This is a genomic window from Streptomyces sp. CB03238, assembly GCF_002099185.1.
Taxonomy (GTDB): domain Bacteria; phylum Actinomycetota; class Actinomycetes; order Streptomycetales; family Streptomycetaceae; genus Streptomyces.
The window spans coordinates 43148-64637 of the sequence record NZ_NBCN01000014.1 but is presented as its reverse complement, the minus strand read 5'-3'; the positions used below and the strand labels follow the sequence as shown (position 1 = coordinate 64637).

At 72.6% G+C, this 21490-nt stretch carries 21 protein-coding genes and 1 pseudogene; 10 read left to right on the top strand and 12 right to left on the bottom strand.

All coding sequences use genetic code 11. From position 1 onward, the window contains the following. Window positions 1-167: 167 nt before the first annotated feature. Entirely contained in the window at window positions 168-620 is a 453-nt protein-coding gene (locus BKD26_RS24970) for a YbhB/YbcL family Raf kinase inhibitor-like protein (RefSeq protein WP_084902261.1), read from the top strand. On the opposite strand, the gene BKD26_RS24965 is transcribed toward BKD26_RS24970, so the two are convergent. Continuing rightward, window positions 608-1174: a phosphatase PAP2 family protein gene (locus BKD26_RS24965; RefSeq protein ID WP_107417994.1), complete on the bottom strand. Its 567-nt coding sequence runs from the start codon at window positions 1172-1174 to the stop codon at window positions 608-610. The genes BKD26_RS24970 and BKD26_RS24965 overlap by 13 nt on opposite strands. Window positions 1175-1274: 100 nt before the next feature. After that, window positions 1275-2867, bottom strand: coding sequence for a sigma-70 family RNA polymerase sigma factor (locus BKD26_RS24960; RefSeq protein WP_084902259.1), 1593 nt, complete (start codon window positions 2865-2867; stop codon window positions 1275-1277). A gap of 228 nt (window positions 2868-3095) precedes the next feature. Between BKD26_RS24960 and BKD26_RS24955 the strand changes: the two genes are divergently transcribed. Next, window positions 3096-3896 carry a DUF1206 domain-containing protein gene (locus tag BKD26_RS24955; RefSeq protein WP_107417983.1) on the top strand — a complete coding sequence of 267 codons (801 nt, stop codon included), beginning with the start codon at window positions 3096-3098 and terminating at the stop codon, window positions 3894-3896. Window positions 3897-3973: 77 nt separating this feature from the next. Here the strand turns inward: BKD26_RS24955 and BKD26_RS24950 are convergent, their stop codons facing one another. Next, entirely contained in the window at window positions 3974-5686 is a 1713-nt protein-coding gene (locus tag BKD26_RS24950; RefSeq protein ID WP_084902254.1) for a S8 family serine peptidase, read from the bottom strand. Between the two features lie 320 nt (window positions 5687-6006). Between BKD26_RS24950 and BKD26_RS24945 the strand changes: the two genes are divergently transcribed. From BKD26_RS24945 to BKD26_RS39305, 3 genes and pseudogenes are all read left to right on the top strand, one after another. Next, window positions 6007-6579 (top strand): antibiotic biosynthesis monooxygenase, encoded by a 573-nt coding sequence (locus BKD26_RS24945; protein WP_084902251.1) that lies wholly within the window; start codon window positions 6007-6009, stop codon window positions 6577-6579. A gap of 63 nt (window positions 6580-6642) precedes the next feature. After that, window positions 6643-6868 (top strand): annotated as a pseudogene (locus tag BKD26_RS41535) (VOC family protein); the annotation flags it as partial. A gap of 31 nt (window positions 6869-6899) precedes the next feature. After that, on the top strand, window positions 6900-7259 hold the full coding sequence (locus BKD26_RS39305; protein WP_107417982.1) for a phage holin family protein: 360 nt from the start codon (window positions 6900-6902) through the stop codon (window positions 7257-7259). Window positions 7260-7293: 34 nt separating this feature from the next. On the opposite strand, the gene BKD26_RS42105 is transcribed toward BKD26_RS39305, so the two are convergent. From BKD26_RS42105 to BKD26_RS24930, 3 genes are all read right to left on the bottom strand, one after another. Further along, window positions 7294-7422: a hypothetical protein gene (locus tag BKD26_RS42105; protein WP_277622412.1), complete on the bottom strand. Its 129-nt coding sequence runs from the start codon at window positions 7420-7422 to the stop codon at window positions 7294-7296. Between the two features lie 247 nt (window positions 7423-7669). Beyond that, a complete protein-coding gene (locus BKD26_RS24935) occupies window positions 7670-9286 on the bottom strand; it encodes a glycerol-3-phosphate dehydrogenase/oxidase (RefSeq protein WP_084902248.1) in 1617 nt (538 codons plus the stop codon). After that, the gene (locus BKD26_RS24930; protein WP_084902246.1) at window positions 9283-9876 is read right to left on the bottom strand and encodes a TetR/AcrR family transcriptional regulator; all 594 of its coding nucleotides are present in this window, start codon (window positions 9874-9876) and stop codon (window positions 9283-9285) included. The genes BKD26_RS24935 and BKD26_RS24930 overlap by 4 nt, the downstream gene beginning before the upstream one ends. Window positions 9877-9950: 74 nt before the next feature. On the opposite strand from BKD26_RS24930, the gene BKD26_RS24925 reads away from it, so the two are divergent. Next, window positions 9951-11549, top strand: a complete 1599-nt coding sequence (locus BKD26_RS24925; protein WP_084902242.1) for an FAD-binding oxidoreductase — start codon at window positions 9951-9953, stop codon at window positions 11547-11549. Between the two features lie 40 nt (window positions 11550-11589). Next, window positions 11590-12471, top strand: a complete 882-nt coding sequence (locus BKD26_RS24920) for a YegS/Rv2252/BmrU family lipid kinase (protein ID WP_084902240.1) — start codon at window positions 11590-11592, stop codon at window positions 12469-12471. Here the strand turns inward: BKD26_RS24920 and BKD26_RS24915 are convergent. Together BKD26_RS24915 and BKD26_RS24910 are read right to left on the bottom strand one after the other, a co-directional pair. Further along, complete coding sequence (locus BKD26_RS24915; RefSeq protein WP_084902238.1) at window positions 12390-12968, bottom strand: hypothetical protein; 579 nt, start codon at window positions 12966-12968, stop codon at window positions 12390-12392. The two genes, BKD26_RS24920 and BKD26_RS24915, sit on opposite strands and share 82 nt — an antisense overlap. A 162-nt stretch (window positions 12969-13130) precedes the next feature. Further along, window positions 13131-14027, bottom strand: a complete 897-nt coding sequence (locus BKD26_RS24910) for a GNAT family N-acetyltransferase (protein ID WP_084902236.1) — start codon at window positions 14025-14027, stop codon at window positions 13131-13133. Between the two features lie 380 nt (window positions 14028-14407). On the opposite strand from BKD26_RS24910, the gene BKD26_RS24905 reads away from it, so the two are divergent. Together BKD26_RS24905 and BKD26_RS24900 are read left to right on the top strand one after the other, a co-directional pair. Further along, a complete protein-coding gene (locus BKD26_RS24905) occupies window positions 14408-14635 on the top strand; it encodes a hypothetical protein (RefSeq protein WP_084902233.1) in 228 nt (75 codons plus the stop codon). Between the two features lie 128 nt (window positions 14636-14763). Continuing rightward, a complete protein-coding gene (locus BKD26_RS24900) occupies window positions 14764-15540 on the top strand; it encodes a hypothetical protein (RefSeq protein WP_206603710.1) in 777 nt (258 codons plus the stop codon). On the opposite strand, the gene BKD26_RS24895 is transcribed toward BKD26_RS24900, so the two are convergent. The 4 genes from BKD26_RS24895 to BKD26_RS40480 all read right to left on the bottom strand — a co-directional run bounded on the left by BKD26_RS24895 (window position 15537) and on the right by BKD26_RS40480 (window position 20284). Further along, window positions 15537-16616 carry a lactonase family protein gene (locus tag BKD26_RS24895; protein WP_241518817.1) on the bottom strand — a complete coding sequence of 360 codons (1080 nt, stop codon included), beginning with the start codon at window positions 16614-16616 and terminating at the stop codon, window positions 15537-15539. The genes BKD26_RS24900 and BKD26_RS24895 overlap by 4 nt on opposite strands. 21 nt (window positions 16617-16637) lie before the next feature. Beyond that, window positions 16638-18704, bottom strand: coding sequence for a discoidin domain-containing protein (locus tag BKD26_RS24890; RefSeq protein ID WP_084902227.1), 2067 nt, complete (start codon window positions 18702-18704; stop codon window positions 16638-16640). A 161-nt stretch (window positions 18705-18865) separates the two neighbouring features. Further along, window positions 18866-20116, bottom strand: coding sequence for a PucR family transcriptional regulator (locus tag BKD26_RS24885; protein ID WP_241518816.1), 1251 nt, complete (start codon window positions 20114-20116; stop codon window positions 18866-18868). A 15-nt stretch (window positions 20117-20131) separates the two neighbouring features. Beyond that, window positions 20132-20284: a hypothetical protein gene (locus tag BKD26_RS40480; protein WP_179166682.1), complete on the bottom strand. Its 153-nt coding sequence runs from the start codon at window positions 20282-20284 to the stop codon at window positions 20132-20134. A 181-nt stretch (window positions 20285-20465) separates the two neighbouring features. Between BKD26_RS40480 and BKD26_RS24875 the strand changes: the two genes are divergently transcribed. Next, window positions 20466-21428, top strand: coding sequence for a DUF3068 domain-containing protein (locus BKD26_RS24875; RefSeq protein WP_084902220.1), 963 nt, complete (start codon window positions 20466-20468; stop codon window positions 21426-21428). Window positions 21429-21490 lie beyond the last annotated feature (62 nt).

Genomic DNA, 21490 nt, shown 5'->3' with positions numbered 1-21490 from the left:
GTCGCGTCGAAGATGTCGCGCCACCGCGACGGCGGATTCGAGGTGCGGCCGGCCCTCGACACCTGAGCAGCGATCGGACGTACGCGGGCCTCGCCGTTGCTGCGCCAGACGCGTGCATCTGCCGAACCGTTCCGTACGGCGGTACGCGTGCCGGGTATGACGTCGGCATGGCTGGAATCGAGCTCAAGAGCAGTGCCTTCAACGACGGCTCCTTCATCCCGCGGCGGTACGCGAAGGAGGGCGAGGACGTCTCCCCCGAACTGACCTGGTCGGGCGTGCCCGACGCCGCCGCCGAGCTGGTGCTCCTGTGCGAGGACCCGGACGCCCCGTCGGGGACCTTCGTACACTGGCTGGTCACCGGCATCGACCCCACGAGCGACGGCGTGGCGGCCGGGCAGACACCCCCCGGTGGCCAGGAGCGGCGCAACGGTTACGGGGGCTCCGGCTGGGGCGGTCCCAACCCGCCCGCCGGCGACCGGGCGCACCGGTACTTCTTCCGGCTCTACGCGCTCCCCGGACCGGTCTCCCTGCCCGACGGCGCGACGGCGGCCGATGTGCACGCGGCCGTGGACGAGCGCCGGCTGGCCGACGGCACCCTGGTGGGGCTCTACCAGCGCTGAGCCGTCCGCGCGGCGTGGCGCAGCAGGAGGCGCGGTGTTCGACGCACCAGCAACCCCGCCGCCAGGCCGACGGCGGCACCGGCGGCGACGTCGCTGGGGTAGTGGGCGCCGGAGTGCACCCGCTCCACCCCCACGATCACGGCCGGGACCGCACAGGCCGCAGCCGCCCCCGGCCACGCGCCCGCCGCCGCGACGGTGAAGCCGACGGCGGCCGCGGTGTGCCCGGAAGGGAAGGAGGAGCTGTCCGGCCGCTCGTGCACATCACCGTGGGGGATGAGGTCCTCGGGCGGACGGCGTCGTTCGTACAGCGGCTTGCACACGGCATTGGAGACGAGCTCCGCCGCACCCATCCCGACGAGGCCCGCCGCCGCGGCCGTCCGGCCCCGCAGGCCGCCGGCAGCGGCCATGACGGCTGCCGCGGCCCACCACAGCTTGGTGTGCTCCGCCGCCGATCGCACCGCCGGCAGCACCCGGCGCGCCAACGGCGCTCTCCAACCGGCCACGCGACGGGTGAGGCGCCGATCCGCTTCCTGCCACTCATGCCACTCAGCCATGTCCTCCATGATCATCTGCTTCCCGCTCGGCGCGCGCGCAATCACCCACGGACGGCGTGGACACTGGTGCCCACATGGTCACCCCGTCGGCGACCGTGAGTCAGCCGCGGGCGCCGAACACCTGGGTCCACCACGGTCCGCCCTGGCCCTCGTGGATGCCCACGCCGATTTCCTTGAACGAGCAGTTGAGGATGTTGGCACGGTGACCCGGGCTGTTCATCCAGGAGTCCATGACCGAGGCGGGGGTCTGCTGGCCCCGGGCTATGTTCTCGCCGTACGTCGACCATGAGTAGCCCGCCGCCGTGATCCGCTCGCCCGGACCCTCGCCATCGGGGTTCGTGTGGTCGAAGTAGTCACGCGCGGCCATGTCGTCGGAATGGCGCCGCGCCGCCGTGTCCAGGAGACCGTTCTGGCTCACCGGACCACAACCGTTCTTCGCGCGTTCCGAATTGACCAGTTGGGTCACCTGCTCGGCGAACGAGCCGGATGGAGCCTCCGGCCGCTCGGGCCGCGGAGCGGAACGGGTGCGGGACGGGGACGGCTCCGGAGGCGGCTTGGGCGCCGTCCGGCTGGGCGTGGGCCTGGGCGCCGGCTTCCTGGACGCCGACGCCGAGGGCGACGGGCTCGCGGAGGCGGACGGTGACGCCGAGGCCGACGGGCTCGCGCCCGACCGGGCGGGGGCGGCCGAGGACGCGAGCGGCGTGCGGGACGGCTCGGTCGCGTTCTGCGTACGTACCTCCCGCCCACCCTCGTCGAGCCCCAGGAGCTCCAGCCCGGCCACCCCGCCGCCGGCCACCAGCAGCGCCACCGCGGCCACGGCCCCCCGGCGCTGCCGCCGGCGCCGGGCCTGCCGCTCCTGCCGCCGGCCCCCCGCACCGGACCCGCCCGGGCCCCCGGCTCCCGTGTGGACGAGCGCGTCGCCCGTACCGCCCCCGGCGAGCGCGGCAGCCACCGGCACCAGGCCCAGGCCGACCAGCAGCCCCTCGGCGGGGACCAGCCCGGCACCGTGACCGGAGCAGACCGTGCACCCGCGCGCGTGCCGGGCGATCCGCTTGCGCCAGAGCGCGGACGGCAGCCCGTCCCACCCGGCCAGCGCGTCGTCCAGCAGCACACAGCGCGGGACCGCCGCCAGCGCCCGCACGACGATCCGGGCCGTCTCCAGCTGCGCCTTCATCCGCTGCACGCGTACGGCGGTGTGCTGCGGCGTCAGCTCCATGGCATCGGCGACCTCGGTGCGGCTGAGCTCGCCCGCGGCCTCCAGCCACCAGAGCGGCAGCAGCTCCCGGTCACCGTCGTCCAGCCACCGGGTCGCCTCGGCGACCTCCCGCCGCTGCCCGGACAGGCCGAGCCGCATGATGGTCAGGTCCACGAAGTCCGCGCCCGGGTCGGCGAGCTCCGACCCCTCGGGCAGGGCGGAGGCGAGCGCCGGGTCGAACCGGTGGTCGCGTATCCGGTTCATGGTGATCGCCACGAGCCACGACCGGAACCGCTGCGGGTCCCGCAGCGAACCAAGACCACCGAGCGCCCGGATCATCGTCTCCTGGACGACGTCGTCCACATCCGCGTGCCCGCTCAGCGCCCGCCCGACGATGTTGTAGACGAGCGGCAGGTACGCCGAGACCAGCACGTCCTGCGCCCGCTGGTCCCCGGACTGCGCCGCCCTGACCAGCCGTACCTCGTCTGTCTGGCTCACCTCTCGGCTCCTTTCTCCCCCGGGCGGCGATCCGCCCGACACCTGGGAGACCGGCCCGCGGGCCGGCGATAACGGAAACAACGAAGAACAACGAAGAACAACGAAGAACAACGAAGAACAACGAAAACGTGGAGAACCCCGAGCGCTCACTTCCCAGGGGACCCACCCCCGGGCCGCCCCATTGTTTCCCGTCCCCTTCGCGGGGCAACGGGGAGGGGGAGGTGCCGAGTGAACGTACGGAGCAAGGCAAGGGGCAAGAGCGGCAGAACCGCGGTCGAGGTCGCGGGGCGGTGGGGATTCGCCGCACGGGGCGTGATCTTCCTGCTCGTCGGTGTCCTCGCCCTGCGGATCGCCTTCGGTCACAACGCCGAACAGGCCGACAAAGGGGGCGCCCTCACCGAGGTCGCCGCGAAACCGCTGGGGTCGGTACTCCTGTGGCTGCTGGGTATCGGCCTGGTGGGGATGGCACTGTGGCAGCTCACCGAAGCACTGTGGGGAAACAAGACGACACATCGGCTGTTGTCGGCCGGACGCACCCTGTTCTATGCCGTGGTGGCCTGGTCGGTGCTCGTCTTCGCCAGTGGCGACCACAGCGGTGGTGGTGGGGAGAGCGACCGGCAGTCCCACGACATGACGGCACGCGTGCTGGAACTGCCGGCCGGGCAGTGGCTCGTCGCGGCGGCCGGCATCGCCATCGCGGTCACCGGCGTCGTCGGTGCCGTACAGGCGGTCCGGCGCACCTACCGCAAGCACCTGCGGCTGGGCGAGATGAGCCCCCGGGTCCGCGACGCCGTCGACGTGACGGGGGTGGCCGGGGGAGTGGCCCGTGGGCTGGTGTTCATGGTGGCGGGCGGGTTCGCGCTGCGTGCGGCGATCACCTACCGGCCGAGCGAGGCCAAGGGCCTCGACGACACGATCCGCTCCTTCGCCGAGACCCCGGCCGGCCCGTGGCTGCTCGTGGCGCTGGCGGTGGGACTCGCCCTGTACGGGCTGTTCTCGTTCGCGATGGCGGTGTGGCGCCGGGTGTGAGCCCCCGCGCACGGCAGCGTTGCGTGCCCCGCGGCTGACGAGGGGCACGCAACGGCACGGCCGTGGTCCGACGGTGCTCAGAAGGTCAGGTTCCAGGCGTCGATCGTGCCGGTGTCCTGGGACGCGCCGTCACGGACGCGGAGCTTCCACGTGCCGTTCGCGGACTCGGCGGAGGCGTTGACCGTGTAGGTCTTGCCCACATTGTCCGTTCCGTCGTTGTTGGCGAAGTCTTCCAGCAGGTACACCGCGCCGTCCGGTGCCACGAGGGAGACGACCAGGTCACCGCGGTAGGTGTGCGTGATGGCCACGCCCACCTTGAGGGTGGCCGGGGCGTTGCCGCTCACTCCCGAGACGGTGAGGGGGCTGTCGACGGTCGCGTTGTCGGTGATCGCGACGTCCGTCGTCGTCTCGAAGTACGAGCCCGGGGGCGGTGTCGCGCCGCTGACCGCCTTCAGGGCGTCGGTCTGGCCCTCGCCGAAGAAGCCGTTCTTGAGCGTCGTACCGGTGCACCGGCTGTCCGAGGGGCAGGCCACGTCCGTGGCCTGGACACCGAGCCGGGAGCGGATGTCGGCCGGGGTGGCGGCCGGGTCGGCGCTCGCCATCAGAGCGGCGACGCCCGCGACGTGCGGCGAGGCCATCGACGTACCGTTCATGTTGCCGTACTTGCCGCCCGGCAGCGTGGAGTAGACGCCGGACGTTCCGTCACCGCCCGGGGCGGCGATGTCGATGACGCCGTTGCCGTAATTGGAGTACGACGCCTTGACGTTGCCCTTGCCCATCGCGGCGACCGTCACCACGCCCGGCAGCTCGGTGGGAATGTCCAGGCACGCGTTGGTGATGGTGCGGGTGACCGGCGTGGAGTCGTTGGGGCTCTCCGTGTCGACCGTCTTGTTCGCGAGGTCGAGGTTGGAGTTCCCGGCGGCCGCGATCTGGAGGGAGCCCTTGTTCTCGGCGTACTCCTGGGCGCGCCTGACGCCCTCGATGATGGCGGCCTGGTCGGCGTTGTCCGGGCAGTTGAACTGCCAGGGGTCGGTGTAGTAGCTGTTGTTGGTGACCTTGAAGCCGTGGTCGCCGGCCCACATGAAGCCGCAGATGGTGTTCTCCGCGAAGAACAGGCTGCTGCCGGGCTCGGCGATGCGGACCGAGGAGATCTTCACCCCGGGCGCCACACCGACGACGCCCTTGCCGTTCTTGGCGGCCGCGATCGTGCCGGCGACGTGCGTACCGTGCGTGCCGACGTCCCGCCAGGAGCCCGCGCGGGTGTCCGCCTTGCCGTACGCGCAGGAGACGGAGTCCGCCGCGTTGAAGTTCGGGGCGATGTCCTGGTGCTGGTCGTCCACGCCCGTGTCCAGCACACCGACCTTGACCGCCGCCGAGCCGGTGGTGACGGCCCAGGCCTGGTCGGCCTTGATCTGGGTCATGTCCCAGCGGGTCAGGCTCTCCGTCAGCGTGGTCGGGGACTGGGAGGGGTGAGCAGGCAGGGCCGGGTTGTACGCGTCGGCCGGCACGTCCGACGTACGCGTCGCCCCGACCTGCTGGACGCCGGGGACGCCGCGCATGGCGGTGGCGAAACCGGACGAGGCGGAGTGCGCGACGATCACGCCGATCGCGTCGTAGGAGGCGAAGACCGTGCCGCCGTTGCCGGTGATGGCCGCCCGTACGGCGGATGTGTCGCCCGGTGCGGTGATGACGAGATGGGCGCGGGTACCGGCGGCCCAGACGGCGGTGGGGGCGGCAGCGGTGGGGGCGGAGCCGGGGGCGGGCGCCTGCGGTGCCGTGCCGACGGCCATGGCAGGGGTCCCGAGGGCGAGAGTGACGCCGAGTGCGGCCGCGGCGGCCGTGATCGCTGTCGCGGGGCGCCAATGGGATATGTGACGTATCAACGCGTCCTCCGAATCCCGGCGCGCTGGTCGGGCGGCCGGGCCGAATGTGTAGGGGGCGAACGCAAGATGTCAGACACGCGAACCGCCGAGGAAGAGGGGAATCCCTTGCTTCTCGCACGGCGGGGCACAAGGGGCTCCGGACAGCCTCCCGACCGGGGGCGGCCACCCGCCCGGGGCGCGGCAACGTACAGTGCTGTCCGGGCGCGGCGCGAGCATCAGGAGAGCAAGTGACTGCGGTGAGCCTTGAGCACACGACCGTGCCCGCCGACAGGGGCGAGGTGACCCTGTTGATCGCCCGGCAGGTCGAGCCCGGATACGAGGCGGCGTTCGAGCGATGGGCGCGGGGCATTCTCGCCAGCGCGGCCCAGTTCCCCGGGCACCTCGGCCACGGCTTGTTCCGGCCGTCCGCGGACGGGGCCCCATGGTTCCTCGTCCACCGTTTCCGGGACGCCGAGGCATGTCGGGAATGGCAGGAATCGCCGGAAAGGGCGGCCTGGTTCGCCAACTGTGAAGGCCACCATCACACCGAGGTGGCGCGGCGGCAGCTGACGGGCATGGAGACCTGGTTCGCCAAGCCGGGAACGACACCGCCCGTACCCCCGCGGTGGAAGATGGCGATCAGCGCCACCCTGGCCATCTATCCGATCTCCCTGCTGGGCAGCTACTTCCTGGTGCCGCACCTGACAGACCTGCACCCGGTCGTCGGCAGCGCCGTGATCGCCTGCGTCTTCAACATCCTCATGACGTACGCGGCGATGCCGGCCGTGAGCCGCCTCCTGCGCGGGTGGCTCAGCCGGTAGGGGAGGGGCGGGTTCCGTTGCGTTGTGCCGTCCATCTGCGAGGACGAGCCCGTGGGGCATAACGTGACATCCCGTCTCAACCCATACGTCAGCTTCCATGGCAACGCGCGACAGGCATGGGCGCCGACCACCCGGCTCTGAGTACAAACCGGGCAACAACGTCGCCATCAGCGTGAGCGGCGACACCACCGAGGCGGCAGCGCTGCGGGGGTACTGGGAGAAGCTCTCCGACGGCGGCACCGTGTCCGTACCGATGGAGAGGCAGCTGTGGGGCGACGACCCCGGTGTGTTGCCCGCCGCGCAACGGGTAGGCGCGCCCCATGGAGCCGGTGCCCCAGGACATTCACACCGCCGTTCGCGAGGACATGGACAACGCGTACGAGGAGGCGGCCCTCGGCGTGGCGCAGGCGCGACAGGGCGCCGTGGCGCTGGCGGCCGGCGGCGCATGCGGCCTGCTCGCGCTGTGGTCGGCGCACACGACGCTGCTGCGCGGCCTGGAACGCGTCTGGGAGCCGCAGCGGGTCGCGGGCGCGCTCACCCTCCTCTACGCGTCCGGCGCCTCGGTCCTCGTCCACTACGGCTCGAAGCGGCTGCGGGTGGCCCGCGGCGCGTCCAGTGAGGCGCTGCACTCCTCACTGGACGTGGTGCGGCACGTGGTGGACGAGCTGAAGGAAGGCTGAACCGCCGTCGGCGCGGCCCGCGGTGGCCGCGGCGTCACTCGCCCTGCTCCAGTACGGCGAGCAGGGCCCGCGCCCCGGTACGCGCGCGTGGCATGTCGACGTCGTCCGGGAAGCGCTCCCCCTCGCAGCCGGCGGCGGGGCCTGCCCGCCTCCACCGGATCACAGGCGACGGACAGGACCGACGTGCGGCCTCGAAGCGTCGGCCGCCTCTCGCCGGGTACGCGCGGAGCATGACACGACACCACCAGGACGAGAACGACGATGCGACACGGAGGCACCGGTGAACCCCCTCGTGACCGCCGCGCAAGACGCCGCGACCGCACCGGCGTGGCTTCATGTGACGGTGATGGTCATCGCCGTGCTGGTTCTCCTCTACAGCCTGACCAGGCACAGCAACTGACCTGGCGCTCCTAGGGCGTGTGCGGGGTGAGCCGCCCGTCCTCGTGGCGCAGCACCTCGCGGGCCGTGGCCAGCGCCGCCTCCCGGTCGTGCGGCACCACGCCGATCCGGGTGCGGCGGTCGAGGACGTCGGCCTCGTCGAGGGCGCCCTCATGGCGTACCGCCCACACGAGTTCGGCCACCGTGACCGGGTGGCCCGGTACGACGGGACGCGCCAGGGACGGGTTCGCGAGCCCCAGTGCGTGCACGGCCGGGGCTTCGGTGCCGTAGCGGCGTACCAGCCGCCGGGGAGCGTCCAGGGCGGCGAGCGTGCCCGGTGCGGCCGCGCCCACGAGAGGCAGGCCGGCCGTGCGGCAGGGCCCCGCCGTGAGGCCGCGCGCGCAGACGGCCGCGTCCAGGGCGTCCTGCGCCATACGCCGGTACGTCGTGAGCTTGCCGCCCACCACGGTCACCACCCCGTCGGGCGAGGTCAGCACCGCGTGCTTGCGGGAGATGTCGGCCGTACGGGACGTGCCCGGCGTACCCGACGTACCCGACGTGTCGAGCAGCGGCCGCAGCCCCGCGAACGCGCCGATCACGTCGGCGCGGCCCAGCGGCACGTCGAGGGCGGAGCCGAGCACGTCGAGCAGGAAGCCGATGTCCGTCTCCGGCACGTCGGGGACGTCCGGTATGTCGCCGTCGACCGGTTCATCCGTCAGTCCCACGTACACCCGGCCGTCGCCCTGCGGCAGGACCAGCACGAAGCGGTTGGCCTCGCCGGGGATCGGGATGTGCAGGCCCGCCGTGAGAGAGCCCAGGTCCTCGGAGCGGAGCACCAGGTGGGTGCCCCGGGAGGGCCGCAGCCGGATGTCGTCGATCAGACCGCCGGCCCAGACACCGGTGGCGTTGACGACGGAGCGGGCCCTGATCCGCGTCTCCTCACCGGTGAGTTCGTCCCGCACCAGGGCCCCGCCGCCGTCGAGGGACAGTGCCCGCGTACGGGTCAGGATCCGCGCGCCGTACGCGGCGGCCGTACGGGCGACGGCGGTCACCAGCCGGGCGTCGTCGCTGAGCCGGCCGTCCCAGGAGAGCAGCCCTCCGCGCAGTCCGGCGGGCCGCAGGACGGGCGCCATGTGCCGGGTCTCCACGGGGGACAGGGCGCGCGGCGCCGGCAGCGTGGAGCGCGACGTACGCGCCGAGGCGCGCAGCAGGTCACCGGCGCGCAGGCCGGCCCGGGCCAGCGCCGCCTGCGACCGGGAGACCAGGGGCGTGAGCGGCAGGACGAAGGGCTGTGCGCCGACCAGGTGCGGCGCGGTCCGCTCCATCAGGATGCCCCGTTCCACGGCGCTCTCGTGGGCGACGTCCAACTGTCCGGAGGCCAGGTAACGCAGGCCCCCGTGGATGAGCTTGGAGCTCCACCGCGAGGTGCCGAAGGCCAGGTCGTGGGCGTCGATCGCCGCGACCGTCAGGCCACGGGAGGCGGCGTCGAGGGTGACGCCCGCGCCGGTGGCCCCGAGGCCGACGACCAGGACGTCCACCTGCGTGCCGTCGGCGAGTTCGGCCAGTTCGCGGTGGCGGCGCGCGGCGGTGAGCGAGGACGGAACCCGGGCGGAGTGTGCGGGGTGGCGCAGGTGGCGCGGGTGGCTCATGGGGCGAGGGTCCTTTCCAGAAGGATCCGCAGCTCGCCGAGGAAGGCCGCTTCGTCGAGCTCGGGGTCGGCGTCATCGGTCATGGTGCGCAGCGAGAGCGTGAAGGACTGGACGATCAGCAGCACGGACCTGGCCTGGAGGTCGGGGTGCGCCGCCCGGACCGATCCGTCGGCGTGCCCTTCCTCCAGCGCGCCGGTGATGAGGCCCAGCAACGCGTCCTGGCTGGCGCCACGCCGGTCGAGCACATAGGGCAGCAGGAGCTCGGGGTCCACGTCCAGGATCTTGTGGAACAGCGGGTGCGCGCGGAACGCCTCGACCCCGGCGACCAGCCCGTCGACCAGCCGCCGCCGGGCGGGGGCGCCGGGTTCGGGCATGGCCGCCACGGCCAGGGCGACCCACTCACGGGTCATCACATCCCCGACCAGCGTCCGGACATCGGGCCAGCGGCGGTAGAGCGTCATACGGGAGACCCCGGCGCGGCGGGCCACGTCGGTCAGCGTCGTCCGGCGTACTCCGACGGCGAGGACGCAGTCACGGGCCGCGTCGAGGACGGTTTCCCCGTCCGAATGGTTGTGACGAATGGGCGTCATCTGTCACAGTGTACCGCCAGTGCGGGCCTCAGAGCGCGCCACGATCCAGAACCGACGGTGAGGAAACCGACCCCGTGGACATGTTGTGGAGCGGCTGGGGCGACCCGGCCAAGGCGGCACCCCTGCCCGACACCGTGACCGGCCTGCTGCGCGACCTGCTCGGCGTCACCCCGCGCGAACACGGACCCGCCGCGCTGGAGGACATCGCCGTCCCCGAGTCCCCGCTCACCGACGAGGCGCGTCACGCTCTCGCCGCGTGCCTGGACGATCCCGCTCACCTGCGTACCGACGCGGAGACCCGCATCCGCCACACCCGTGGCAAGTCCACCCCCGACCTGCTGCGCATCCGCGCCGGCGAGGTCGCCGACATCCCCGCCGCCGTGCTGCTGCCCGGCAGCCACGACGAGGTCCTCGCCGCCCTGCGCGTGTGCGCCCGACACCAGGTGGGCGCCGTGCCGTTCGGCGGAGGGACCTCCGTCGTCGGCGGCCTCGCCCCCGAACGCCCCACCTTCGTCGCCCTGGACCTGCGCCGTATGGACGCCCTCCTCGGCCTGGACGAGGTCTCCCGCACCGCGACCCTCCAGCCCGGCCTGCGCGCGCCCCGCGCCGAAGCGCTGCTCAACGAACGCGGTTTCACACTCGGCCACTTCCCCCAGTCGTACGAATGGGCCACCATCGGCGGCTTCGCCGCCGCCCGCTCCAGCGGCCAGGCGTCCGCCGGCTACGGCCGGTTCGACGAGATGGTCCTCGGCGTCACCATGGCCACCCCCGAGGGCACCTGGGAGGCCGGCCGCGCGCCCCGCTCGGCCGCCGGCCCGGACCTGCGCCAGCTCGTGCTCGGCTCCGAAGGCGCGCTCGGCGTGATCACCTCCGTGACCCTCCGCATCCGCCCCCTGCCCCAGAAGCGGCTCTACGAAGGATGGCGCTTCGCCTCCTTCGAGGCCGGCGCCGCCGCGCTGCGCAAACTCGCCCAGGACGGTCCGCGCCCGACCGTCCTGCGCCTGTCCGACGAGACCGAGACCTTCATCGGCCTCGCCCACCCCGACCGCATCGGCAGCGCCGGCGCCATGGAGCCGGCCGGCTGCATGGCGATCGTCGGGTACGAGGGAACGGCCGCCGAGACCGAGCAGTGCCAGGCGGGCGTCCACAAGGTGCTCCAGGCGGAGGGCGGCGAGTGCGTCGGCCGGGAACCGGGGGACCGCTGGGCACACGGCCGCTACGACGCGCCCTACCTGCGCGACGCGCTGCTCGACGCCGGGGCCTTCGCCGAGACCCTGGAGACGGCCGCCTTCTGGTCCGCGCTCCCGCAGCTGTACCAGGGCGTCCGCCAGGCGCTCACCACCGCCCTCACCGACGCGGGCACGCCCCCGCTGGTCATGTGCCACATCTCGCACGTGTACGAGAACGGCGCCTCGCTCTACTTCACGGTCGTCTCCGCCCAGGGCGAGGACCCCGTCGCGCACTGGGCACCGGCCAAGCACGCCGCCAACGAGGCGATCCTGGCCGCCGGCGGCACCATCAGCCACCACCACGGCGTGGGAACCGACCACCGCGACTGGTACGCCCGGGAAGCGGGCCCCCTCGGTGTCCGCGTCCTCCAGGCCGTCAAGGCGGAGCTCGACCCGGCGGGGGTGCTCAATCCCGGCATCCTCGTCCCCGTCCGACACCCCTGACCCGAGCCCTGCCCCTGCCCTGCCCTACGGAGGCGCGCACATGCGACAGTTCACCGCCGTCGTCAACCCGGCCGCGGGAAGTTCCAGCGGCACGGCGGCCCTGCTGCCCGTGGCCCGGCTCCTGCGAGAGGCGGGAGCCGGTCTGGAGACCCGCTACAGCCGCAGCCTCGACCACGCCCGCGAACTGGCGCGGCAGGCCGCCGCGGAGGGGCACGTGGTGCTCGCGGTCGGCGGCGACGGGATGGCCGGCGCCGTCGGCGGCGCGCTCAGCGGCACCGACGCCGTCCTCGGCCTCGTCCCGTCCGGCCGCGGCAACGACTTCGCCAGGGCCCTGGGTCTGCCCACCGACCCCCCGGCCCTGGCCGACCTGTTGCTGCACGCCGCACCACGCGCCGTCGACACCATCGAGGCCGAATCCGCCGCGCACCCCAAGGTCCCGGTGCTCGGCAGCGTGTACGCCGGGGTCGACGCGGTGGCCAACCGGTACGCCAACCAATCCCGGCTGCTGCGCGGCTCCGCCTCGTACTACGCGGGCGGGGCGCGCGCGGTGGCCGGCTGGCGGCCGGTGACGTACCGCATCACCGTCGACGGCACGACACACGAACGGCGCGGCTACACGGTCGTCGCCGCCAACTCCGGCTTCTACGGCTTCGGCCGCCGCATCGCGCCGGACGCGCGTGTCGACGACGGCCTGCTGGACGTCGTCGTCATCCAGCACGCCCCGAAACGGCTCTTCTTCGCGATGATGAACGAGCTCAAGACCGGCGCGCACCTGCGGCGCCCCCAGGTCGAGGTCCTGCGCGGCAAGGAGATCCGCATCGAGGCCGACCGCGACCTCCCCTACGGCACGGACGGCGAGGTCGACGCGACGCTTCCCGTCACGGCCCGGGTGCGACCGGGCGCGCTCAAGGTGCTGTGCTGAACGCGCTCCACGGCGTCCCGCCAGTACTCCGCGACGGTCACCCCCGCCCGGGCCGGCGTGCCCGCGACCGGTGCCGTGAGGTCGGGGGCCGGGTAGGGGCGGGAGCCCGACAGGAGGCCGTGCTCATTGTCCTCGTTGTGCCACGAGGTGGTGGCGAAGACGTACTTGCCGCCCGGCTCCAGGGCCGGATGGCCCTCCGGCTGCGTGAGGGTGACGGTACCTGTGAGGTCGCCCTTGAAGACGTGCCCGACGCGTACCTCGTACAGCCGGGAAGGGATCTCGGCGATGGTCCGCCGGCCCGTCAGGCGTACCACGGTGCCGTGGAAGACGTCGTCGGCGCTGCTCGCCACGTCACGGGCCTCGCCGGGGTCGTAGGAGGCGGTGACGGACCGGGCCGGCTCGGAAGGGCCGGTGACGTGCTGGAGGGCGAGGTACCCGCCGGTGGCCGCGGCGGCGGTGAGAGCCGCGGCCAGGCAGGCGAGGAGAGGTTTCTTCATGGTCATCCCCATGGGGCGCGAGGGCGAACGGTGCGGCCGGTCTGTCGCTGCCCAGCAGCAGGGCGTGTCATCCGCCCGCGCGCACTAGTCGTACTGAACGCCACCGCTTGTGGGTGACCGCCCGGAGGCACGCCGACCGGCCCGCCCCCGGGCTCCTGGTCCTCAGCCCCGCTTGCCCGGCACCAGGTTCACGCGCTCCCGGACCACCGGATACCCCGCCTTCGCGCAGTTCGTGGCCATCGGAACGTTCCCCTGGTCCGTGGCACCGGCGACGAAGTCGGCGCCGCGCTCGACGAGGAAGTGGGTGCACTCCGCCAGCAGGTCGTACGCGTAGCCGTGCCCGCGCTGCTCCGGCACGACGCCGATGAAGCCGACGCAGGGGCCCGAGGGATTGTGCGCGGGGATGTGGATGCCGGCCAGGTCGCCGTCCGGCGTGTACGCCACCTGCCACCACTCGCGCGGTGACGGGCACCAGTGGAAGAAGTCCAGCTCCTCCTGCGCCGCCTGGTCGAGCCCGCCCTCCGCGATCGCCCGCAGCGCGTGCGCGTCCAGCGTCACCGAATGGATCCGGCGCAGCGCGTCGAAGAACACGGCGTCGTCCGGCTCCGCCGCGAAGGTCAGGCGCCCGGGCCGCTCGGGCAGTCCGCGGTCCGGCGTCCAGCGGTACATGAACCGCTCGACCAGCACCTCGTAACCGGCCGCCCGCGCGGCCCGGAGACGGGCCTCACCCGCGGCGCGCGTGACCGCGTCGCCGCGCCAGCCGGCGGGCAGGTTGATTTCCAGTTCCACCTGGTACGGGGAGGTACGCAGCAGATGGGCGCCCGCCTCCTCCTCGCCCTCGGCGACATCGAACCAGTTGATGTTTATGGGGGTGTTGTCGTCGGGGCCGCCCCACCAGGCACCCCGGGCGACGACTTCGCCGCCACGGAGCGCCACACGCTTCCACTCGGGCCGGTGCGTGTTGCGCGCATGCGCGGCACGGGCGCCGAGGGGGTCGGGCAGGGTGTCGAAAAGATGCGCGTCGCTCGTGTCGAGCACGCGGATGACCGGATCGGTCATGGGAGTTGTCCTCCGGGACGCAAGTGAAGTGAAACGCTCCCGGTCAGGCCAAGGACGCCGGGTAAACGGAACGGGAGCGCGGGGAACGTGACTGATGCACGGCACTCGCCTCCTTTCCGCTGTCGTGGGCGTCACCGCCCACGCTAGGTGGTGCCCGGAGCCGGTGTCCACGGATTTGTGTGAGGCCGGCGCCCACGCACCGTTCGAAGGGGGCCCACCCCCGTGCACGCGCCGAGCCTTCCCGGTGGTGTACCTCGCTGTACGGGCCGGTGTGCCCCCCGCCGTACCGCCCGCCGCGTCGATGCGCCGGCGGTCCCGTCGGTTCCCCCGGACGGGCGACCCGCGCCGTGACCGGGCCGACAGGGGATCGTTGGCCGGGCATGCCACGTACAAGCAAGCGCGCCCTGGTCACGCTCGCCCTCACCGGCGCCGCCCTGTCGGTCTGCGGGACCGCCCATGCCGAATCCCTCAACGAGGGCCTGATCGACCGAGTCCAGGTCGGAGTCGACGGCAAGCTCGGACAGCATGTGCTGGACGAGGCCGTGCACACCGTCGATGCCGTGCAGTCGAAGGCATCGATCCAGCCGGGCTCCCGGGCGTCCGGCTGACTGTCGGACCCGCCGCGTAGAGTGATCGTCGGGGAGCCGGAACGGGCTCCCCACGGCCTGTACGACTGAGCGCGGCGACCGTACTGGGAGGGGAACGTGGCCAGGGACGAGACTTCGGACCGATCCAGTTGGCTGACTGGCTGGGGCTCGAACCGAGGGATGTGCGCCGGGCACAGGCGCGTGGGTTGATTCCACCCCCTGACATCGACGACGAGCGCTGGTCACTCACCATGGCCAAGACGCTGCCGGATCGTATCGAGGAGATAGCGGCCGCGCTGGGCGGCGGAGGCAGCGGACCGGCCTCCGTGCCGGCACCGTCTCCGCGGACCTCGCGCTCGGGCGCTGCCAAGGGGCGGGCCTTCGGACCGATCCAGCTGGCGAAATGGCTGGGCCTGGAGAACTGGCAGGTACCCCGTGCCGTGCAGCACGGCCTGATCCCGCCCCCGGATGTGGACGACAAACGCTGGTCGCACACCGTGGCCGCTACTCTGCCGGATCGCGTCGAAGAGATCCGCGCCGCCGTGGGCGACCATCCCGGTCTCGGGTCCATCAAGGCGGCGGAGCACCTCTCCCAGCGCACGCGGGTGGAAGTCGAACGCGTGGATGTGCAGGCCCTGGCCGATCGCGGCCTGCTGCGCCCCGTGGGCGAGTTCAAGGGACACCCCATGTATGCCCTGGACGATCTCGACGGGCTCCCGGAGGAACAGATCCTCGCCACGGTGCGCGAGCGCCAGGCCTGGATCGAGGTCAGCCTGACGACCAAGGAAGCGGCGGCACTCCTGGGCTGGCCCGTCGGGAAGTTCGAAGTGACCGTCGAGCGCATCGGAACACAACCGGGAGCCCTCGGGCGGTACGCCCGGGCTGACGTGGAAGCGCTGCGCGTCGACGAGCCGGGCCACAGCTAGGAGAAGACCACACACGCGGCGGCCGGCACCGCCACCGCGCCGGCGCGGCGCAGTTGTCCGCTGTCCGCGTCCACGTCGAACCAGGTGATGTCCCCGGACCATTCGTTGACGACGTACAGCCTGCGCCCGGACGGATCCGCCACCAGGTCGCGCGGCCACACGCCACCGCAGTCCACGCTGCTGGTGAGCCGTGGCTTCTCGGCCCCGTCGGAGAGGGAGAACGTCAGGACCGTGTTGCTGCCGCGCACGGCGGCCCGGGCGAAACGCCCGTCGTGCGAGACGCAGACGACGGAGGGGTGGACCCGGCCCCCCTCGGGCGCGCCTTCGGGGTCGATCGCCACCTCCGCCAGCGGTTCCAGGCGCCCTGACGCCGGATCCCAACGGCATACGGTCATCTGTGGCTCCAGCTCGTGCAGGACGTACACCACCTCGCCGTCCGGGTGAAAGGCGAGGTGCCGCGGCCCCGACCCGGCGCGGAGCGCGGTCTCGGCGTGGAGCCGGAGCTCTCCGGTGGCCCGGTCGAGCGCGCAGACCCGTACCGAGTCGGTGCCCAGGTCCACACTGAGCACCCATCGCCCGCCGGGGTCGGGCAGCACCTGGTGGGCGTGCGGTCCTCGCTGCCGCTCGGGGTCGGGGCCCGAGCCCCGGTGCGCGAGTACGGCGGGGGGACCGGCAAGGCTGCCGTCGGGTTCCAGCGCGAGGCTGCTGATGCTGCCCGAGCCGTAGTTGGCGGTGAGGAGTCTGCGTCCGGCCACGGCGAGATGGGTGGGGCCGGAGCCGCCCACGTCGACCGGCGGGCCGAGGGCGGTGAGGCTGCCGTCCGCCCCGGCCCGGAAGGCGGCGACCGCGCCCGGCTCCGTATCGCTCACCGCGTAGAGCACCCCGGCCCCGGGGGCCAGAGCGAGACACGAGGGGTTGACGACGGTGTCGACGCTCGTGCGCGGGGTCAGTGCCCCGGTCGCCGGGTCGACGGCCGCGACCGTGATGCCGCGGCCGCCCCCCGAGGTGAACGAGCCGATGTACGCCCACTGCACGCCGATGCCCTCTCTGCCGTTCAGGACGGACTGGCTGGGCACTGTAAGCACGGCCGGCCGGCGTCAGCGGCTGTACACGCCGACCTCATGGAGCGAGTAGCCCCATCCGGTCCCGCGTTCCAGTCCCATGACGCGGACGAAGCGGGCCGGTACGGCGGAGAACCGTACGGTGTCCAGGCCGCCGTCACCGGCAGTGGTGGACCGGACGGTCCGCCACTCGTCGCCGTCGGCGGACACCTCGATCCGGTACGCCTTGCCGTACGCGCGCTCCCAGTCGAGCGTGACCCGTCCGACCGGGCGCGTGGTTCCCAGGTCGATCCGCAGCCACTGGGGGTCGCGCCGGTCGCTCGCCCAGCGGGTGCGGCGGTCGCCGTCCACGGCGCGGCCGGGGGCGTAACTCGTGAACGGGTTCCACTCCGAGGTACTGGCCGTGACGGAGGAGCCGGCCGCCAAGTTCACGTCCGGGCGGTGGCGCTCCGAGGCGCCCCAGGTGGTGAGGTAGGACTCGGCGCCACGGAAGAGGTCGTCGATGACGTCCTGGCCGCCGGTGACCCGGATGTCCTCCAGCCAGTCGGGCACCAGGCCGTAGTGGGCGGCGCCGTCGGTGTTGATGTCCCAGGTGCGCTCGCCGGTGGTCTGCCGGTCGATGAGCGAGCCGCCGTCGGCGCTGCGGAACGGGTAGCGCACGGGATTGGGGGTGTCCGTGCCGCGGGGCGCCGGCCATCCGCCGACACCGTTCATGTCGGTGCCGTAGCCGTAGCCGGCTCCGTACTTCTCACGCAGGGCGTCGGTGCGCCGCGCCTCGGCGGTGAACCCCTCGGCACCGTGCATGTACTGGGCGATGAAGCCGCCGAGCCGGTAGACCCGCTCCGTCCAGTCGATGTCCATCCAGCTGTGCGAGGAGAGCACGCCGGGGTACGACTCGGACTCCAGGACGTCCAGGACGCGGCCCGTGGCCTTCACGCTCATGTGGTCGATCTCGATCATCATCCCCCGCTGCATCATGCCGCGCAGCGCGTACTCGCCGAGCGCGGTCAGGCCGCGGGTGTTGCAGCGCGCGTCGGCGGTGTACGAGGGGACCGTCACGCCCGGCGGGAGTTTCTTCTCCGCCTCGGCCGCCGGTGCGAGACCGATGGGGTTGTCCGCCTGGGGCCCCGTGCACTTCTCCGTCTTCCAGAAGGTGCCCGTCGACAGGAACTGGCCGACATTGATCGCCGTTCCCAGGGTGCCCGAGTCGAACCTGACCCCGCACAGGGCGTTGTCGAACTTGTGGCACAGGAACATGCTGCGGACACCCAGCGCGTGCAGCTCGTCCAGGCCCCGGTCGATGTCGTCCCTGCCGCACTGCGGTACGTCCAGGATCTGCTTGCAGCCGAACGGCTCCGAGGTCTCCACGCCCAGGACGACGGCCATCTTGCCCTGCTCGATCACCGCACGGGCCTGCGCCGAGTCGGTGACGATCCGGAACCAGCCCTTGCCGGGCCCGCCGTACATCCGGTCGACGTACGCCTGCATCTCGTACGTCTTGCGTGCCTGGAGGCGGATGGAGGTCATCTCGTCGCAGCCACGGTCCTTGAAGAAGTAGACCGAGCAGATGACGCCGTTGGTGACGAGGTCGTTGACGAGCACGCGCTGGCCGCCGCGCCAGGCGCGTTCCACCCAGGCGTAGTAGTTCTGCTGGTGCGTCAGCGAGTCATGGGCGGGCCAGTCCTTGAACGTCGGCCAGCCGTTCGGGTCGTGCCTGCCGTCGCCGCCCTTGGTGATGAAGTCGAAGACCGCGAGGGAGCCGTCGGGGTAGTGCTCCGGGCAGTCCTTGAGCGCGTCGGCGACGCCGAGCTCCGAGAAGGGCCTGCCGCAGATCAGCCGGCCGCCGAAGGCCTCGTTGGACATCAGGTGGTCGTGCGCGTCGACGAAGCCCCGCACCCGGCCCTGCGCGTCGGTGCCCTTGAACGGCTCCCCGGCGACGTCGATGCGGGAGTCGGGCGTGGGCCGGGCGACCGGATCCCACCACCCGGGATCGGAGGAGGGGCCTGCCCCCGCCGGAGTGGGGCCCAGGGCCATGAGGGAGAGGATCAGGGACAGCACCGCGAGACCCTTGAGCCTGGCGTACGAGCGTCGCAGCAAGGTCATCACCCATGTCCGGACGGGGCGGCACCGACGAGGAGCCGGGCGCGGGGGAGTCCCGAGCCTCGCGGTGGTTGTCATGTTCGCATAAATTGTGCGAGGAGGATCGCGGCTGTCACCGAAGCAGTCAAGAGCCGGGCAAGGGCATGCCGCGTCGGCCGGTCGGTTCAGTGGTCGGGCAGCGACAGGCGTCCCTGTAATCGCTGGGCCCGGAGGACCAGCTCCAGTTCGAAGCGGCGGTCCGGGTCCTCCACCTCGTCACCCCACAGTTCCTTGATCTGCCGCATCCGGTAGCGGACCGTCTGCGGGTGCACCCCGAGCCGCGCGGCGACCTCCGGTGCGCCGCCCCGGGTTTCCAGCCAGGCCAGCAGGGTTTCGGCCAGGCGGCGGCGCTGGGTGGGCCCGCGATCGGCGAGCGGGGCGAGGCACCGGTCGGTCAGCGCCTCGATCAGCTCCTCGGGCGGCAGCAGGACCAGGGCGTCGATGTGCTCCGTGCAGTGCAGGAGCTCGCCCGACGGCAGCAGGCCGCGCTCGATGAGGCCCATCGCCTCCGTCGCCCACCGCAGCGAGGCCGCCGCGTCCGCCAGCGGGACGGCCGGACCGATCGCCCCCGTCCAGCCCCGCAGCGCCCGGTGCAACTGCTCACAGCGGCCCGGTACCGCCGGATCCGGTACGAAGAGCAGCGGCCGTTCGCTCTCCATGTCCAGCAGCACCTCCGCACCCACGGCCGGTGCCACGCAGTCACGGGCCGGGCGCAGCAGCACCCCCACGGCCACCCGCTGCGGGAGGGTCCAGCCGATGCGGGCGGCATGGGCGGCGGCGTACTCCTCCAGGGGACGGGACCGGTCCGGGCGGCGCTCGCCCAGCAGCGCCTGCGTCAACTTGCGCTGCAACCGGAGCCGTTCACCGGCCTGGCGGGCCGCGGCTTCGGCGTAGCCGCGTACCGTCTGGTCCACCAGGCCGTCGAGGAAGGCGAAGCCCGCCTCCGCGAGGTCGTACATCGCCGGAGGCGGGATCCGGGCCTCATGGCCGATCTCCGCCAGCCGCCGCCAGGCGAGGCGTACTCCCAGCCGGTAGACCGCCTGGAGGGAGTCGAGGGTGCGGCCCTGCTGCCCCTCCCCGCGGCCGAAGTCCTGGAAGACCTCCAGGTGGAGCTGGGGGCTGCCGGAACCCCGGACGAGGTGCTGGAGGAACTCCTCCAGGGCGCGCCGGATGCCGACCAGCGCGACCAGCTCGCCGGACTCGTCGACGAGGAGCGGCATCCGGGGGTGCTCGCGGCAGATCGTGTCCAGGATCTCCTGGGCGAGTGCGGGTACTTCGGCCATGGCGCGGTCGGCGAACTCGCGGACCTGGCGGTGCGGCAGGTCCGCCCAGGCCGAACGTTCCCCGGCCGGCGCCCGCAGGCCTTGCGTGTCCACTCCGGTCAACTCGGGTCACCCCCGGGGCAGAGCCGTCTCATGGCTGATCAGTGGCACATTGGGCTGTTCCGGGGTGGTGTCGAGCAGGGCCACGATGGCGAGGGCCGCTCCCACGGCGAGAGCCGCGGCGACCGCCACGGTGAGGGCGGCGGCGAGCAGTCTGGGCATGGTCGGGTCGGCCTTTCTGACGCTGGGACCCCACCACGAGTCCGCCACCCCGAACGGCGACGACCCCATGGCACCAGTGCATTGACAGTCCGTCAAGAGGCCCCCTACGGTTCCCGGCCCATACGCCAGTGCACGTGTACGCCGCGCAGTCCCGCCCCGGCCCCCCAACGGAGTGTCCGCAATGCGTCGCACCGCTTCACCCCTGTCCCTGATCCTTCTCGGTACCGGTGTTTTCCTGCTGGTCCTCGCGCCGTTACTGGTCTGGTACGTCCAGCCACGCGCCAAAGTGACCCCCGTCGACGTCGACACCGTCACCGTTTTCACCGGTACGGGCAGCTATTTCGACACCCGCCGGATCGAAACCGTCACCGGACGCCCGCTGACCATCACCCGCCAGGTACGCGGTGACGTGGCCGACAGCGTCCGCAGCGGCCGGGCGGTCTGGGACGTCTCCACCTCGGTGGACGCCGAGCACACCCTGCCCGCCGCGGCCACGCACGACTCGCTCCAGTGGACGCTGGAACGCTGGGTCACCGACCGGCGCACCAATGAACCCGTGCACTGCTGCCAGGAGACGCCGACCTTCGACGGCGAGGCCTACCTGAAGTTCCCCTTCGATGTGGAGAAGCGGTCCTACCGCTGGTGGGACGGCACACTCGGCTCCACCGTGACCCTCCGCTTCGACGGGACGCAGAAGGTCCACGGATACGAGGGCTACCGCTTCACCGGCCGCGTGGAACCGGCGAAGACGGGCACCCGGCTGGTGCCCGGCCGGCTGGTGGGACAACCGGGCCGGCCCCAGGTGCTCGCCGAGGAGTGGTACTCCAACCACGGCATCGAACTCGTCGTCGACCGGCGGACGGGCCGTATCGTGAACGCGGCGATCGGGCCGCGGAAGGTGCTGCGCGCCCCCGGTTCGGCCAAGGACGCCGTGGTGCTGCTGGACAGCCCGCGCATGGAGTTCTCCCCCGCCACCCAGCGCGCCCAGGTGGCGCTGGCCTCGGCCGACAACCGCAAGCTGCGCCTGCTGGGGCAGGCGGCGCCCCTCGGCGCGGCCGTCCTCGGCGCGCTGCTGACGGCGGCCGGCGCGGTGCTTCTCGTCCGGGGAGGACGACGCGACTCCCCTGCCGGGCCAGCGATGTGACGGTGCGTCACGCCCTGATCGGGCGAAATTTGTCACCCAGGTGAGTAGCTGTGCCGACGGAG

Coding starts and splice junctions, on each gene's coding strand:
- BKD26_RS24970 (WP_084902261.1), top strand. CDS start 168: ATGGCTGGAATCGAGCTCAAGAGCAGTGCCTTCAACGACGGCTCCTTC.
- BKD26_RS24965 (WP_107417994.1), bottom strand. CDS start 1,174: ATGGCTGAGTGGCATGAGTGGCAGGAAGCGGATCGGCGCCTCACCCGT.
- BKD26_RS24950 (WP_084902254.1), bottom strand. CDS start 5,686: ATGGCCGTCGGCACGGCACCGCAGGCGCCCGCCCCCGGCTCCGCCCCC.
- BKD26_RS39305 (WP_107417982.1), top strand. CDS start 6,900: ATGGAGCCGGTGCCCCAGGACATTCACACCGCCGTTCGCGAGGACATG.
- BKD26_RS24935 (WP_084902248.1), bottom strand. CDS start 9,286: ATGAGCCACCCGCGCCACCTGCGCCACCCCGCACACTCCGCCCGGGTT.
- BKD26_RS24930 (WP_084902246.1), bottom strand. CDS start 9,876: ATGACGCCCATTCGTCACAACCATTCGGACGGGGAAACCGTCCTCGAC.
- BKD26_RS24920 (WP_084902240.1), top strand. CDS start 11,590: ATGCGACAGTTCACCGCCGTCGTCAACCCGGCCGCGGGAAGTTCCAGC.
- BKD26_RS24915 (WP_084902238.1), bottom strand. CDS start 12,968: ATGAAGAAACCTCTCCTCGCCTGCCTGGCCGCGGCTCTCACCGCCGCC.
- BKD26_RS24910 (WP_084902236.1), bottom strand. CDS start 14,027: ATGACCGATCCGGTCATCCGCGTGCTCGACACGAGCGACGCGCATCTT.
- BKD26_RS24905 (WP_084902233.1), top strand. CDS start 14,408: ATGCCACGTACAAGCAAGCGCGCCCTGGTCACGCTCGCCCTCACCGGC.
- BKD26_RS24890 (WP_084902227.1), bottom strand. CDS start 18,704: ATGACCTTGCTGCGACGCTCGTACGCCAGGCTCAAGGGTCTCGCGGTG.
- BKD26_RS40480 (WP_179166682.1), bottom strand. CDS start 20,284: ATGCCCAGACTGCTCGCCGCCGCCCTCACCGTGGCGGTCGCCGCGGCT.
- BKD26_RS24875 (WP_084902220.1), top strand. CDS start 20,466: ATGCGTCGCACCGCTTCACCCCTGTCCCTGATCCTTCTCGGTACCGGT.